Raw genomic sequence first — 15,166 nt, forward strand, 5'->3', positions numbered from 1 at the left:
CAAAGACACGCATCATCGAATCAAGGAGAAGCACATGACCCAGCAAAAACAATCGCTCGACCAGTTGTTCGCCGAAGACCGCGCGCACTTCATGCACCCGTCCACGCACGCGCAGGATCACGCGAGCGGCGCGCTGCCCGGCAAGATCGTCACGGGCGCGAAGGGGATTCGCATCGAGGATCATCAGGGCAAAAGTTATATCGATGCATTCGCCGGGCTCTATTGCGTGAATATCGGTTATGGCCGCACCGAAGTGGCCGAGGCCATCTATGAGCAGGCGAAGAAGCTCGCGTATTACCACACCTATGTCGGGCACTCGACGGATACGATCATCGAGTTGTCCTCGCGCATCATCGACTGGTCGCCCGAAGGCATGAAGAAGGTGTACTACGGCATGTCGGGGTCCGATGCGAATGAAACGCAGATCAAGATCGTCTGGTACTACAACAATGTGCTCGGCCGTCCGAACAAAAAGAAGATCATTTCGCGCGAGCGTGGCTATCACGGTTCGGGCATCGTGACGGGCAGTCTCACGGGCTTGCCGAGCTTTCATCAGAACTTCGATCTGCCCGTCGATCGCGTGAAGCATACGGTGTGTCCGCACTGGTATCGCAAAGCGCCGGCCGGCATGAGCGAGACGCAATTCACGGCATATTGCGTCGAAGAACTGGAAAAGCTGATCGCCAAGGAAGGCGCGGATACGATCGCCGCTTTCATCGCCGAGCCGGTGATGGGCACGGGTGGCATCATCGCGCCGCCGCAAGGCTATTGGGAAGCGATTCAGGAAGTGCTGCGCAAGCACGACATCCTGTTGATCTCCGATGAAGTCGTATGCGGCTTCGGACGTCTCGGCTCGAAGATGGGCGCGCAGCACTTCGGCATCAAGCCGGATCTCATCACGGTCGCGAAGGGTCTGACGAGCGCGTATGCGCCGCTGTCGGGCGTGATCGTCGGCGAAAAGGTGTGGGACGTCATCGAGAAAGGCTCGAAGGAATTCGGTCCGATGGGTCACGGCTGGACGTACTCGGGACATCCGATTTGCGCGGCCGCGGCGATCGCCAATCTCGACATCCTCGAACGCGAAAACCTCACGCAGAATGCCGCGGATGTCGGCGCTTACTTGCAGCAGCAGTTGCATACGGCATTCGATTCGCATCCGCTCGTCGGCGAAGTGCGTGGCGCGGGCATGCTCGCAGCGCTCGAATTCATGGCCGATAAGGACGCCCGAAAGCCCTTCGATGCGGCGTTGAAGGTCGGGCCGAAGGTCTCGGCGGCGGCGCTCGAACGCGGCGTGATCGCGCGCGCCATGCCGCATGGCGATATCCTCGGTTTCGCGCCGCCGCTCACGACGACGCGCGCCGAAGTGGATGAGATCGTCGGCATCGTGAAGCAGGCTGTCGATGCGGTGGCGAACGAAGTGATCGGCTCGGCGCTTGCGACGCAGGCTATCTGATTCTCGCAGCAAGAGCGGCACCACGGGCCCGCGCGCAAGCGCGGGCCTTTTCATTCGCGATGGAACTGGAATGCGCGTTGCTCATCGTTCTTCGATGACGTTCGAAAAGGAGAACCATGATGAGTGAGAGCGAACAGCAAAGGGAAAGCACCGACAAGCCTCTGGGCGATGCAGGCAGTGGTGCGAGCGGCGGCGGTTCCATCGGCAATACGCCGGGGCCGGGATCGGCGACGGGCGGCGATCCAAAGCAGGGCGTGCGCCAACCGAATGCGGGTGAAATCGAACCGGAGAATCGTCGTCTGGATCAACATCCGCATCAGACGGCGGAAGTGCCGTATGGCTCGGGCAATGCGCCGGAAATCCCTGGAAAGGGCGGTCTGGACGCACAAAATGCCGATCAGCCCGATCCGGCGAACAAGCATACCGAACCGATCAGACGCGAATGAAATGCTATAAGACGTCAATAAAACAAAACGGCCACTCACATGGCCGTTTTGTCATTTCCGATTAACGCGTCGCAATATACATCGTTATTTCAAAGCCAAAGCGCATATCGGTGAAACTCGGGGTTTCCCACTTCATAGAGCCTCCTTGTGCATTGATTGGCCAGACGGATGCCAGGCCACTGCGCGGATCTCCTGCCAAGGGCCGTGCAAAGCCGCGCACCCCAAATCGACCCACCTTCAATCCTAGCGCAGTTAGCCCGATGCACGATTGGAAATTGCACCGGCGTTCATTTATTTTATTTATAGCGATTGCGGGCGATTTCCCGAATCGTCAGGCGTCGTACCGAGTTTGTCAGGCGCGCTCTGTCTCGCCTTTTTTCGGCCGAGGGATTACCCTGTCTGCCTCTTCGCGTTCGATATTGCTCAGATTATTGCCGCCCGGCGCGTGCGGCTTATGTCGCGTGCCCGGGAACACGGTTTTTCAGCCATTACGTTTTCTCTATCGAATGCATCGGATCGCAGGCTATCGCAAGCTTTGCGCAACGCAGCGCATGACTACAGCGCAGCGCTTATGGTTGTCGCACGCGGTGCCAGCGAGGCGCGCGTGAGCGCTTCCAGTGGCAGCGGCTTGTCGAAGAAATAGCCTTGCGCCTGCGCCGCACCCATGTCGCGCAGCACGGCGAGCGTCGCCGCATCTTCGACGCCTTCCGCAACGAGCGTCAGATCGAGCGACTCGGCCATGCGCACGATCGCGCGAACGATGGCGCGGCTGCGCGGGCTCTCCGTCAGTTCGAGAATGAAGGACTTGTCGATCTTCAATCCGGTGAACTGATACTGATGCACGTAGCTCAGCGACGAGAAGCCCGCGCCGAAGTCATCGAGCACGACGGACATGCCATTGTCCGCGAGCCGCTGCATCGTGCGCCGCGCGAGATCCGGCTCGGCGACGAGCGCGCCTTCGGTCAGTTCGAGGCACACGCGCGACGGCGATACGCGATAACGCCGCAACAAGGCGAGAACGTCGTCGGCGAATTCGGGGCGCGTCATGCTGTAACTGGAGCAGTTCACATGCACGGGCGGCCAGTGCGCGAAACGCGCATTCGAAAGAATCGCGGCGACGCGTTCGAGCATATAGAGATCGAGCCTGCCGATGAGTCGCAATCCTTCCACCGAAGGCAGAAATTCGGCCGGCCCAACGATATGTCCATCCGGCTGACGCCAGCGGATCAACGCTTCGAGCGCGACCACTTCACCGCTTTTCACATCGACGATCGGCTGGAAGTAGGGCAACAGTTCGTCGTCGCGCTTGATCGCGTTGCGCAGCGCGCCTTCGCGTTCGACCTGGTCCGACACCTGGCGTCGCAGTTCCTGATTGAACACGACGAAGCTGTCGCGGCCCGCGTTTTTCACGCGATACATCGCGGTATCGGCATCGCGCAGCAGATCGGCGGGCTCGGTATGGAACTGGCTGTCCGCGCTCACGATGCCGATGCTGCACGACGAAAACACCACATGCTCTTCGATATGAAACGGCAAATCGAACGCGGCGAGAATGCGCTTCGCGATCGACACCGCATCGCGCACCGACGCATCCGGCGACAGCACGGCGAACTCGTCGCCGCCGAGGCGTGCGAGCAGATCCGTCGAGCGCAGGCAATCGCGCAGACGCGAAGCGGCCTGCACCAGCAGCATGTCGCCGAAGTGATGCCCGAGGCTGTCGTTCACCACCTTGAAGCGGTCGAGGTCGATGAACATCACGGAGAGTTCATGGCCGCGCGTCTGATAGTCCTGCCACGCGCAGCGCAGCTTGTGCATCAGATGACTGCGATTGGGAAGCCCCGTCAGCGAGTCGTGCGCGTTCTCGTAGAGCAGGCGCGCGTTGACGTCGTCGAGTTCGCGCGTGCGGGCCTGCACGCGCGCTTCGAGTTCGAGATTCGCAGCATGCAGCGCTTCGGCATCGCGTCGGCGCGAGAGCGCGGTATCGATATGGCGCGACACGAACGTCAGCAATTCCTGGTCGCGCAATGAATAACGCACGAGCGGCGAATAGCTCTGCACGGCGAGCACGCCGCGCACGACATCGCCGTCGAAGAGCGGAATGCCGAGCCACGAGCGCAGGCGCACTTCGCTGTGCTCGATCTCGAACGCGCCTTCTTCGATGAGACGCAGCGCTTCCGAATGGTCGATGAGCCGCGCGCGCCGCTCGCGAATCACGTATTCCGTGAGACCGCGCTGGCCGCGGCGCGGCGCGGGGCGATCCTGCACGATCTCATCGACGTAATACGGGAACGACACTTCGCCCGTTTCCGTTTCGAAGAGCGCGATGAAGAAATTGCGCGCATACAGCAGCTCGCCGACGATGCCATGCAGGCTGCGCAGGAACTCCATCATGTCGCCGGGGCGGCTCGACAATTCTGCGATCTGGTAGAGCGCAGCTTGCAAATGCTCGGAACGCTCGCGTTCCGCGATGCCGTGACGCAGCGCCGCGTTGAGCTTCGACAGTTCGGAGGTGCGCCGCGCCACCTGTTCTTCGAGATCGGCGCGGTGCAGGATACGGTCGAGCGCCATCGCCACGTGCCGCGCGACGACGAGAAAGAGCGCGCGGTCTTCCGCCGTGTAAATGCGCGAGAGATCATAGACCTGCATCGCGAGCATGCCGAACACTTCGTCGCTGGCGTTCTTGAGCGGCGCGCCCATCCAGAACTCGGGCCGGTCCCCGATGCAATAGAAACGGCCCGTGCGTTCGGCCTCGCAGATATCGCCGGCGGTGATGAAAAGCGGCTGCCCGCTCGTGAGCACCTGTCCGGTCATCGAGAGCCGCGCCGGATTCAGGAGGTCGTAGTTCTCGGCGGCGACCACGTCCGTATCGATCACGTCGACGTAATAGGGATACGTGATCCTGCCGGTCTTGCGGTCGTAGAGCGCGAGATAGAAGTTTTCCGCGTCGATGAGCGTGCCCAGGCGCTCGTGCACGCCGCGCAGAAAGTCGGCGCGCTCGGGCACCGAGCTCGCCAGATAAGCGATTTCGTACAGCACGCGCTGCGTGAGCTGAGCGCGCGCGAGAGCATCGGACTGCACGCGCTCGCCGAGCGTGCGTGCGAGTTCGGCGAGATGCGCATCGTCGCGGTGCGTGGCGGGTGCGAGCAGCCAGCCGAGCACGCTCTCGCCGCGCCCGGTCGGCCAGCAATGCCAGCCGTGCGCGGCGCAGGTCTCGTCGAGCCGCTCCTCGGCGAGGCTATGCGGCCAGTCGTTGCGGTCGGCCGGCGCTTCGCCGCGCCGCTCCAGATGCAACTGCTCGCCCGCGCGATACCACGCCCATTGCTGCGGGCAGCCCGTCGCGGCGGCTTCGCGCAGCAGGGCGTCGATCGATGGCGCGGCGCAGGCGCCGCTCTTCTCGCCACTTGCCGTTACGGTTGCGGGTTCGACCGCGGTTGCGTGGGCAACCAGCGCGTCGTACGCGGGAAACACACTCATCGGCGCTCCAGGCCATATTGCCGCCACGGCGGGCGGTTCTCATTAGCGACAGCGCTCGCACGCCGCCTGGGGCGCGCGTCTCAAGCAAACGTTCTAAATGGGGTAACGGCACGCAGCTTACAGGCTTGAGCGCGCCAGACAAAAAAACGTCGCGCGGCCGGGGCGTGCCTTCATTCCGGTCGCGCGGCGAACCGGTCGCGATATGCCTGCGGCGACACGCCGAGCGAGCGCAGAAAGCCGCGCCGCATCGTTTCCTCCGTGCCGAAGCCGCAGCGCGCGGCGACGCGCTTCACCGGCAACGCCGTATCCGCGAGCAGGCGGCGGGCCGCTTCCAGACGCATGCGCTCGATCGAGCGCGCGGGCGTCGTGCCGGTTTGCGCGCGGTAATGGCGCACGAAACTGCGCTCGCTCATGCCCACGCGCGCGGCCAGTTCGCCGACCGACAAATCCGCCTCCAGATGCTCCGCGATCCACGCGTGCAGTTCGGCGAAGCGCTCGCCCGATTTTTGCAGCGAGAGCGCCGCGCTGAACTGCGCCTGCCCGCCGGGGCGTTTCAGGAACACGACGAGCTGGCGGGCGACATCCAGCGCGAGCGCGCGGCCGAGATCGTCTTCGACGAGCGCAAGCGAAAGATCGATGCCCGCCGTGACGCCGGCAGACGTCCAGACGTCGCCATCGCGGATGAAGATCGGGTCGGACTCGACGCGCACCGCCGGGAAGCGCGCGGCCAGTTCGGCGCAGCGCGTCCAGTGCGTGACGGCGCGCCGCTCGTTCAGGAGGCCCGCCGCGGCGAGCAGAAACGCGCCCGTGCAGACCGACGCCGTGCGGCGCGCATGCGCCGAGCGCGCGCGCACCCAGTCGACGAGCTCGCGATTCTGCACCGCCTGATGCACGCCCCAGCCGCCCGCGACGATCAGCGTGTCGCAGGGTTCGCGCGCATCGGGCAACGCTTCGCCGACGAGCCCCAGGCCCGCCGATGCGCTCACCGTGCCGCTTTGCGCAACCACGCGCGGGCGATACGGACGCGGCAGGCCCGCGGCTGCCGCCAGATCGTTCGCGGACGCGAACACCTGCACCGGACCGGCGACGTCGAGCAACTGGACATCGGGGAAGGCGAGCACGTCGATCATGCGCGGCGATTCGGTTTGCACGGCGGCTTTCCTCGCGAGACGTGGCGGAAAACGTGGGGTCTATGTCAATTTCGCCATAGGGTAGCGGCGTAGCATGGGTTCGTCCATTGGAAAAACCGCCTACCGAGGAGAAGACGATGACCCTGCATATTGGCCTGCTGCTGTTTCCGCGCGTCCAGCAACTCGACATGACCGGCCCGTACGACGTATTCGCGCACCTGCCCGATACGCGCGTGCATCTCGTCGCGAAAACGCGCGAGCCGCTTAAATCGAGCGCAGGCATGATCCTGACGCCCGACGCGAGCTTCGACGACTGCCCCGCGCTGGATGTGCTATGCGTGCCGGGCGGCTCGGGCGTCGGCGATCTGATGGAGGACGAGGCGACGCTCGCGTTCCTGCGGGAGCAGGCGAAGGGCGCGCGCTACGTGACCTCCGTGTGCACCGGCTCGCTCGTGCTCGGCGCGGCGGGGCTGCTGCACGGAAAGCGCGCGACGACGCACTGGGCGTACCACGCGCTGCTCGCGAAGCTGGGCGCCATCCCGGTGCACGAGCGCGTCGTGCGCGACGGCAATCTTTTCACGGGCGGCGGGATTACCGCGGGCATCGATTTCGCGCTGACGCTCGCGGCGGAACTCGTCGGCGAACAGGAGGCGCAGGCCGTGCAGTTGCAGATGGAATACGCGCCCGCGCCGCCGTTCGATGCGGGCGATCCGAACAGCGCGCCCGCCGATGTCGTGGAGGACGTGCGCAAGCGGCTGGAATCGTCGTTCGCGGCGCGCAGTGCGATTACCACGCGCGTTGCGGAACGCCTGAAAGCGAATGCGTAATGTGAAACGCTAGAACCGCTTCTGCATGAAATAGCGCGGCTTGCCCGCGTGAAAGTCGGCGAGTTCGCCGAAGGTCTCGTAACCGCAGCGCGCGTAGAGCGCGTGCGCCGCGGGATTGACCGTGTCGAGCCACGCCGCGCGGCAGCCGCGCTTGATCGCTTCGTTTTCGGCGGCGGCGAGCGCGCGCGTGCCGAGTCCGGCGCGGCGCGCGTCCTCGCGTATCCAGAGCCATTTCACGAAGAGCCAGTCCCACGCGGTAAAGCCCGCGAGGCCGCCGAGAAAATCGTCATCGCGATAGAGCGACACCGCGAGATCGCGCTGATGGCTCGGGCCGAGTTGCGCGCGATTGAACGCCGCGAGACCGCCCGCGACGTCATGCTCGAACGTCGCGTCGATCCAGTCGGTAATCGCGAGCGTGACGTCCGCGCTCATTGTCAGACGGGCGCGGCCGGCGCGACCGATGCGCCCTCGATGCCGTACCGCGCGAGCGCATCCGCGACGAAGCCCGAGCGCTTCACGTCTTCGACGAATTCGCGCAAATATCGCGCGGCCTCGTCGCCACGCGCCTTGGGCATGCCCATTGCCTGCTGGATCACCATGAAGCGCCCGTCGAGCAGGCGCAATCCGGACGTGCGCGCGGCATCGGCTTCGAGTTGCTGCCTCACGCCGGCCGCGACTTCGATGTTCTCGCGCAGGAACGCATCGACCACCTTCTCCGACAACGCCGTGCGCACGATCTGCGCCTTTTTGATCTCGCGCGTGAGAAAGAGATCGTACGCGCTGCCCGTGCCGACCATGATGCGGTTGCCTTCGCGATCCACGTCTTCGTTGCGCGTGACCGGCGATGCATCGCGCACGAGATAACAGCCTTCGATCAGCACATAAGCGGCGCTGAATGCGATGCCCGCGCCGCGCAACGGATCGATCGCGAAGAAGCCGATATCGGCGTCTTCGTTCGTGACGGCGGCGACGGATTCCGCAGCGCGCTCGAATGAAGTGAACGAAACCGGCACGCCGAGCCGCGAGGCCAGCTCGCGGGCGAGATCGACGGATACGCCGCCGGGTTCGGCACTGTCCGTGCGGCGCGCGAGGACGGGATTGCCGAGATTGATCGACGCGCGCAGCGTGCCGGTCGGAGCGAAGGCATTCAGCAAGGAAGAGGAAAGCGTCATGGTGTGGGTCGTCGAGTGGGGAGCGAATATCCGATGCAGAATACGCGAACCGCAACCGCTCTTGCAAAGGGAACGACATGCAACGTGACCGCATCGACAGTAAAGTCTGGATCGAACGTCTGAAGCTCGAACCGCATCCGGAAGGCGGATTCTTCCGCGAGACGTATCGCGCGCAGGGCAAGGTCACGCGCGAGCAGGAAAGCGATGCGCGTTGCGCCTCCACCGCGATTTATTTCCTGCTATGCGACGGCGCGCATTCGGCCTGGCATCGCATTCGTTCCGACGAGGTGTGGCATTTCTATGCGGGCGATCCGGTCGATGTGCATGTGCTCGATGCAAACGGCGCGCTCGTCACGCATCGGCTCGGCAATGCGCTGCATCATCCGGATACCGTGTTTCAGGCGGTCGTCGAAGCGGGCGACTGGTTCGCCGCCGAGTGCCGCGAGGCGAACGGCGCGGCGCTTGTCGGCTGCACGGTCGCGCCCGGTTTCGAATTCAGCGAGTTCGAAATGGCCACGCCCGGCATGCTCGAAACGCGTTATCCGCGGCATCGGGAATTGATTGCGCGGCTCGGTCCGCTATCATCGCGCGCATCGTCAACTACCACGCAGGGTCAGGCATGAACGGAGCGCGCCGGGGCATTCAATCGATCGAAGTAGGCGGGGCGCTCTTGCGCGCGCTCGTGGATCACGGCGGCCCGATGCTGCTCGGCGATCTCGCGAAGAAGGCGGGCATGCCTTCGGCGAAGGCGCATCCGTATCTCGTCTCGTACGGCAATCTCGGCCTGATTCAGCAGGACCCCGCCACCGGCCGCTATGAACTCGGGCCGTTTGCGCTGCAGATGGGTCTGATCAGCTTGCAGCGCGTCGATCCGGTGCGTCTCGCGATCGCGGAGGTGGCGAACATGACGCCGCGCATCGAGCATACGGTCGCGCTCGCGAGCGCGGGCAGCTACGGACCGACCATCGTTCATATTCAGCAGGCAAGCGTGCCGATTCACGTGACGATGCGCACGGGCACCGTGATGTCGCTGCTGCAGACCGCAACAGGCCGCGCGTTCGCCGCCTATCTTCCGCCGATGACCGTCGATGCGCTCGTCGCGATGGAGCGGGCGGGCGCATTGCAGACCGGCGCGGAGCGTCGCGATTACACGCGTGCGCAGATCGACGCGATGCTCGCCGAAGTGCGCGAGCACGGCATCGCGAGAGCGGTGGATGAACCCGTCGCGGGCATCGGCGCGATGAGCGCGCCGGTCTTCGACCACACGCGCAATATCGTGCTCGCGATCACGGCGATCGGGCCGAGCGGCTCGTTCGATGGCGCCTGGGACGGCGCTATTTCGAAGGCCCTGCGCGACTGCGCGCAACGCGTGTCGAAGATGCTCGGCTTCGTCGCATGATGCGTTAGCAAAAGCATCGTATTCAATGTTCATATGAGACCTGCGGCGCTCGCGCCGCGGCCCGCGTACGGGTAAACGCAAATTCAACAATATAAAACGGCTTGTACAATAATAAACAGATAACCGAAAGCGAAGCAATTCGCCCATCGACGATGGAGACGATCGAATGTCCGTGAACTACGCCAGTCTGCGTTTCGAATACGAGCGCGCCCCCGATCACGATGCGCCCGCATCCTCGCCTTATCCCGTGGCCGTGGTCGGCGCGGGACCGGTCGGCCTCGCCACGGCCATCGATCTCGCGCAACAGGGCGTGCGCACGGTGCTGCTCGACAACGACGACACCGTGTCCACCGGCTCGCGCGCGATCTGCTTCGCCAAGCGCACGCTGGAGATCTTCGACCGCCTCGGCTGCGGCGACAGGATGATCGAGAAGGGCGTGAGCTGGAATGTCGGCAAGGTCTTTCTGCACGACGACCTCGTGTACACCTTCAATCTTCTGCCCGAAACGGGGCATTCGCGTCCGGCCTTCATCAACTTGCAGCAGTACTACGTCGAAGGCTTTCTCGCCGAACGCGCGATGGAGCTGGAGCAACTGCAATTGCGCTGGAAAAGCAATGTCGTCGGCGTGACGCAGCATGAGGATCACGTCGAGTTGCAGGTCGAAACGCCCGATGGCGTCTACGCGCTGAAAGCGCAATACGTCGTGGCCGCCGATGGCGCGCGCAGCCCGATGCGCCGCGCGCTCAACCTCGACAGCCAGGGCCGCACGTTCAAGGACCGCTTCCTGATCGCCGACGTGAAGATGAAAGCGCCATTTCCGACCGAGCGCTGGTTCTGGTTCGATCCGCCGTTTCATCGCAACCAGTCGGTGCTGCTGCATCGCCAGCCCGACGATGTCTGGCGCATCGATTTCCAGCTCGGCTGGGACGCCGATCCCGTCGCGGAGAAAGCGCCCGAGCGTGTGATTCCGCGCGTCAAGGCGCTGCTCGGCGAAGACGCCGAATTCGAGCTGGAATGGGTGAGCGTCTACACGTTCTCGTGTGTGCGCATGGAAAGCTTCCGGCATGGACGCGTCATTTTCGCGGGCGATGCCGCGCACGGCGTGTCGCCGTTCGGCGCGCGCGGTGCGAATAGCGGCGTGCAGGACGCGGACAATCTCGCATGGAAGCTGAGACTCGTCGTCAACGGCGATGCGCCGCACGCGCTGCTCGATACCTATGCGTCCGAGCGCGAATACGCCGCCGATGAAAACATCCTCAATTCCACGCGTTCCACCGATTTCATCACGCCGAAGAGCGCGGTCTCACGGCTCTTTCGCGACGCGACGCTCAAGCTCGCGAAGGACGCCGCGTTCGCGCGGCGCATCGCGAACAGCGGGCGGCTCTCGGTGCCGGCGGTGCTGCGCGACTCGACGCTCAGTACGCCCGATAGCAAGGACGATGTCTTCGACGGCGCGATGATGCCCGGCGCGCCGTGCGTCGATGCACCCGTGCGCGTCGATGACCGCGATGCGTGGCTCTTGCCGCAAACGCATGGTGGCGCGTTCACGGGCCTCTATTTCTGCGGGCTCGGCCACGGTCCCGACGCATGCGCGCAGAGCCTCGCGGCTTTGTCGAGCGCTGCGTTGCCGGTGCGCACGCTGATCGTCGTGCCGAGGGGTATGGCTTGCGCCGTGCCGGGCGTGACCGTCGTGGAGGACGTGGAAGGCATGGTCGCGCATCGCTTCGACGCGCGGCCGGGAACCTTCTATCTGCTGCGCCCCGATCAGCACGTATGCGCGCGCTGGCGCGCCTTCGATGCCGCATCGGTCATGGCCGCGGTCAAGCGTGCAACCTGCAACGGATGATGAATCGTATGAAGCTCAATCTCGAACTGAATATTGCGGACCACGATGCGTTCTACGAGCGCCTCATCGACACGCACAACGGCCTCTCCGACGAAGACAGCCAGTTGCTCAACGCGAAGCTCGTGCTGTTGCTCGCGAATCACATCGGCGATAACGACGTGTTGAAAGAAGCGCTGGCGATGGCGCGTCATGGCCTCGCCGCGAGCTAATCCTTCAATGCAATGCCCACACGCTCGCAGATGAACGCGCCGATCCCCGCGATGTCGTCGAGCGCGAGCGTGGGCAAGATCGTATCGATGGCGGCGGGATCGTCGGTGGCGATGGCGATGATCTCCACATCGGTCTTATAGAGCGGATCGCGGCCCGCCGAGGGCCGCACGACTTCGAGCCGCGGCATCGTTTCACGCGCGAAGCCTTCGACGATCACGAGGTCCGCGTGCGAGAGCCGCGCCGCCAGTTCGCTGATCGACGGCTCCGCTTCGCCATTCAATTCGCGCAGGATCGCATACCGATACGGCGATGCGATCAGCACTTCCCCCGCGCCCGCGCGACGAAAGCGCGCACTGTCCTTGCCTGGCGGCTCGAGTTCGATCGAGTGATGACTGTGCTTGATCACGTTGACTATAAGCCCGTGCGCGCGCAGCCAGGGCAACAGCGCTTCGATCAAGGTGGTCTTGCCCTGGCCCGAGCGGCCCGAAATGCCGAAGAGCGGCGGATGAGGCGAATTCATGCGAATGGTCGGCTGATTGTTCTGTTCTGGATCAGACGAGTGTAACGGGTCGATGGCGAGCGGCGGAAAATCGCGCTATCGTCGGGCATTCCCTTTGCGGCAGTTCACGCAGATTTCAAAGGAACCGACATGGCCGAAGACAATCCCAGCACCGCTCTCGCACCGCAGCAGTTTTCCATCGACGTGATGCTCGAAAAATACGCCAAGGGCGACGAGACGCGCGTGGAGGATATCTACCGCCGCGTGGCGCGCGGCGTCGCAAAGGCCGAGCCGGAAGAAGCGCGCGCGAAGATCGAAGCGGAGTTCGTCGATAACTTCAGGCGCGGCGCGCTCGGCGCGGGGCGCATCATGAGCGCGGCGGGCGCGGGCATCGACGCGACCCTCATCAACTGCTTCGTGCAGCCCGTGGGCGATGCGATCCAGGGCGTCGACAGCAATGGCTTGCCGGGCATCTACGTTGCGCTGTTGCAGGCAGCCGAGACGATGCGCCGCGGCGGCGGCGTCGGCTATAACTTTTCTGCGATCCGGCCGCGCGGCGCACGCGTGCATTCCACGGGATCGGCGGCGTCGGGGCCGTGCAGCTATATGGATGTGTTCGACGCCTCGTGCCGCACGGTCGAAAGCGCGGGCTCGCGGCGCGGCGCGCAGATGGGCATTCTCGATTGCACGCATCCCGATCTGCTCGAATTCATCGCGGCGAAACATACGAAGGGACGCTGGAACAATTTCAACGTGTCGATCGCGGTGACGGACGAATTCATGCAGGCCGTCGCCGACGATGCCGCATGGCAGCTCGTGCACAAGGCCGAGCCTTCGCCCGCGCAGCGTGCCGCCGAAGACATGCATCAGCGCGAAGACGGCATGTGGGTCTATCGCGAAGTGCAGGCGCGCGAAGTGTGGAACACGATCATGCACTCGACTTACGATGTCGCCGAGCCGGGCGTCGTGTTCATGTCGCGCATGAACGACGACAACAATCTGCGCGCCATCGAAGCGATCCGCGCGACCAATCCATGCGGCGAACAGCCGCTGCCCGCATACGGCTGCTGCAATCTCGGCCCGCTCAATCTCACGCGCTTCGTGCGCGATCCGTTCGCGCAGATGCGCGGCGGCGCGCCTTCGTTCGACTGGGACGGGCTTGCACGCACCACGCGCACGCAGGTGCGCTTTCTCGACGACGTGCTCGACGTCACGCTCTGGCCGCTCGAAGAACAGGCGGACGAAGCGGCGGCAAAGCGGCGCATCGGCGTGGGTTTCACGGGGCTGGGCGATACGCTCGTGATGCTCGGCTTGCGCTACAACGCGCAGGAAGGGCGCGACTTCGCCACGCGCGTCGCACGCACGATGCGCGACGAAGCGTATCGCGCCTCCGTCGATCTCGCGCGCGAGCGCGGCAAGTTTCCGCGCTTCGATGCGAAGCGTTATCTCGAAGAAGGCACGTTCGCTTCGCGCCTGCCGGACGACATCAAAAGCGCGATTCGCGAGCATGGCATCCGCAACAGCCATCTTCTGTCGATCGCGCCGACGGGCACGGTGAGCCTCGCGTTCGCGGACAACGCATCGAACGGCATCGAGCCGGCGTTTTCATGGACGTATCAGCGCACGAAGCGCATGGCGGACGGTTCGCGTCAGACCTTCGCCGTCGAAGATCATGCGTACCGGCTCTATCGCGAGATGGGCGGCGATGTGACCGCGCTGCCCGATTACTTCGTGAGCGCGCTGGACATGTCCGCGCACGATCACATGGAGATGATGGCGGCGGTGCAACCGTTCGTCGATACGTCGATCTCGAAGACCGTGAACGTGCCCGCCGATTATCCGTTCGACAAGTTTCAGGATCTCTATTTCGAAGCATGGCGGCGCGGACTCAAGGGGCTGGCCACGTACCGGCCCAACGAGACGCTGGGCGCGGTGCTCTCCGTCGCGCCCGCCGAAACGCCGAGCGATTCGCCGGACCCCGAGCTCGATCTCGATCCGCTGCGCATCGCGATCGATCATCGGCCGAGAGGCGAATTGCCTGCCATCATCGAGAAGGTCGAATATCTGACGCAGGCGGGGAAGAAGTCGCTCTATCTCGCGGTGTCGTTCATCGAAGTGACGGGGCGCATCGCGGGCGAGGACGTCACGATCGAGCGGCCCATCGAGTTCTTCATTCCGACGGGGCAGAGCGACGAATCGCAGCAGTGGATCACGGCGACGATGCGTTCGCTGTCGCTGGCCGCACGCGGCGGGTTCGCCGCGCGCACGCTGCAGGACATGCGCAAGGTGTCGTGGGATCGCGGACAAGTGCGGCTCGGCGACGTCGAGCGGCTCGACGGTCATCGCAGTCCGCGCTGGCACGATTCGGAAGTCGCGGCGCTAGCGTATGCGATCCAGCAGATTCTTCATCGCCGTGGCTTCCTCGATGCAGAGGGCAACCAGGTACCGTCGCGCGTGCTTGCGCGCAAGAGCGCCGATCGCGCGGCGCATGCGGTAACTGCAAGCGACGAAGGCGAAGATGTTTCCGAGGGTGTCGCGCAAGGCGAAATCGATCCTCATGGCCTTCCCCAAATGCACGGCCGCAAATGCGCGACGTGCGGTGCGAATGCCGTCATCCGCAAGGATGGCTGCGACTTCTGCACGTCGTGCGGTGAAATCGGCGCGTGCGGTTGAATGAAAAAAGGCGCGGATTCAGCATCCGCGCCTTCGT

General features: G+C 64.2%; 14 protein-coding genes. 8 read left to right on the forward strand and 6 right to left on the reverse strand.

Features of this window, described 5'->3' with window-relative positions:
* The first annotated feature begins 34 nt into the window (after positions 1 to 34).
* On the forward strand, positions 35 to 1,453 hold the full coding sequence (locus tag LY284_RS17655; protein ID WP_233387463.1) for an aspartate aminotransferase family protein: 1,419 nt from the start codon (positions 35 to 37) through the stop codon (positions 1,451 to 1,453).
* 116 nt (positions 1,454 to 1,569) lie between these two features.
* Positions 1,570 to 1,899 carry a hypothetical protein gene (locus LY284_RS17660; protein WP_014250622.1) on the forward strand — a complete coding sequence of 110 codons (330 nt, stop codon included), beginning with the start codon at positions 1,570 to 1,572 and terminating at the stop codon, positions 1,897 to 1,899.
* A gap of 61 nt (positions 1,900 to 1,960) precedes the next feature.
* Here the strand turns inward: LY284_RS17660 and pqqA are convergent, their stop codons facing one another.
* The 3 genes from pqqA to LY284_RS17675 form a co-directional block, all read right to left on the reverse strand.
* Positions 1,961 to 2,035, reverse strand: a complete 75-nt coding sequence (gene pqqA / locus LY284_RS38665; protein WP_008353049.1) for a pyrroloquinoline quinone precursor peptide PqqA — start codon at positions 2,033 to 2,035, stop codon at positions 1,961 to 1,963.
* Positions 2,036 to 2,454: 419 nt separating this feature from the next.
* Positions 2,455 to 5,373 (reverse strand): EAL domain-containing protein, encoded by a 2,919-nt coding sequence (locus LY284_RS17670; RefSeq protein WP_233387464.1) that lies wholly within the window; start codon positions 5,371 to 5,373, stop codon positions 2,455 to 2,457.
* 170 nt (positions 5,374 to 5,543) lie between these two features.
* Positions 5,544 to 6,503, reverse strand: coding sequence for a GlxA family transcriptional regulator (locus LY284_RS17675; RefSeq protein ID WP_077159085.1), 960 nt, complete (start codon positions 6,501 to 6,503; stop codon positions 5,544 to 5,546).
* Between the two features lie 137 nt (positions 6,504 to 6,640).
* Here LY284_RS17675 and LY284_RS17680 point away from each other — a divergent pair, with 137 nt between their 5' ends.
* Positions 6,641 to 7,330 carry a DJ-1/PfpI family protein gene (locus tag LY284_RS17680; RefSeq protein ID WP_233387465.1) on the forward strand — a complete coding sequence of 230 codons (690 nt, stop codon included), beginning with the start codon at positions 6,641 to 6,643 and terminating at the stop codon, positions 7,328 to 7,330.
* A gap of 9 nt (positions 7,331 to 7,339) precedes the next feature.
* On the opposite strand, the gene LY284_RS17685 is transcribed toward LY284_RS17680, so the two are convergent.
* Positions 7,340 to 7,762, reverse strand: coding sequence for an N-acetyltransferase (locus LY284_RS17685; protein WP_053569129.1), 423 nt, complete (start codon positions 7,760 to 7,762; stop codon positions 7,340 to 7,342).
* A gap of 2 nt (positions 7,763 to 7,764) precedes the next feature.
* On the reverse strand, positions 7,765 to 8,502 hold the full coding sequence (locus LY284_RS17690) for an ABC transporter substrate-binding protein (protein WP_233387466.1): 738 nt from the start codon (positions 8,500 to 8,502) through the stop codon (positions 7,765 to 7,767).
* Between the two features lie 77 nt (positions 8,503 to 8,579).
* Here LY284_RS17690 and LY284_RS17695 point away from each other — a divergent pair, with 77 nt between their 5' ends.
* The 4 genes from LY284_RS17695 (at position 8,580) to LY284_RS17710 (ending at position 11,956) form a co-directional block, all read left to right on the forward strand.
* On the forward strand, positions 8,580 to 9,125 hold the full coding sequence (locus LY284_RS17695; protein WP_233387467.1) for a cupin domain-containing protein: 546 nt from the start codon (positions 8,580 to 8,582) through the stop codon (positions 9,123 to 9,125).
* Positions 9,122 to 9,901 carry an IclR family transcriptional regulator gene (locus tag LY284_RS17700; RefSeq protein WP_041731567.1) on the forward strand — a complete coding sequence of 260 codons (780 nt, stop codon included), beginning with the start codon at positions 9,122 to 9,124 and terminating at the stop codon, positions 9,899 to 9,901. Before LY284_RS17695 ends, LY284_RS17700 begins: the two co-directional genes overlap by 4 nt.
* A gap of 166 nt (positions 9,902 to 10,067) precedes the next feature.
* Positions 10,068 to 11,747 carry an FAD-dependent oxidoreductase gene (locus LY284_RS17705; protein WP_233387468.1) on the forward strand — a complete coding sequence of 560 codons (1,680 nt, stop codon included), beginning with the start codon at positions 10,068 to 10,070 and terminating at the stop codon, positions 11,745 to 11,747.
* Positions 11,747 to 11,956: a DUF2783 domain-containing protein gene (locus LY284_RS17710; RefSeq protein WP_014250631.1), complete on the forward strand. Its 210-nt coding sequence runs from the start codon at positions 11,747 to 11,749 to the stop codon at positions 11,954 to 11,956. Before LY284_RS17705 ends, LY284_RS17710 begins: the two co-directional genes overlap by 1 nt.
* Here LY284_RS17710 and mobB read toward each other — a convergent pair.
* Entirely contained in the window at positions 11,953 to 12,477 is a 525-nt protein-coding gene (gene mobB / locus LY284_RS17715) for a molybdopterin-guanine dinucleotide biosynthesis protein B (protein ID WP_233387469.1), read from the reverse strand. The genes LY284_RS17710 and mobB overlap by 4 nt on opposite strands.
* A 129-nt stretch (positions 12,478 to 12,606) precedes the next feature.
* On the opposite strand from mobB, the gene LY284_RS17720 reads away from it, so the two are divergent.
* Positions 12,607 to 15,129 carry an adenosylcobalamin-dependent ribonucleoside-diphosphate reductase gene (locus LY284_RS17720; RefSeq protein WP_233387470.1) on the forward strand — a complete coding sequence of 841 codons (2,523 nt, stop codon included), beginning with the start codon at positions 12,607 to 12,609 and terminating at the stop codon, positions 15,127 to 15,129.
* The last annotated feature ends 37 nt before the right edge of the window (positions 15,130 to 15,166 follow it).

It is taken from the genome of Caballeronia sp. PC1 (genome assembly GCF_021353155.1).
GTDB lineage: Bacteria > Pseudomonadota > Gammaproteobacteria > Burkholderiales > Burkholderiaceae > Caballeronia > Caballeronia cordobensis.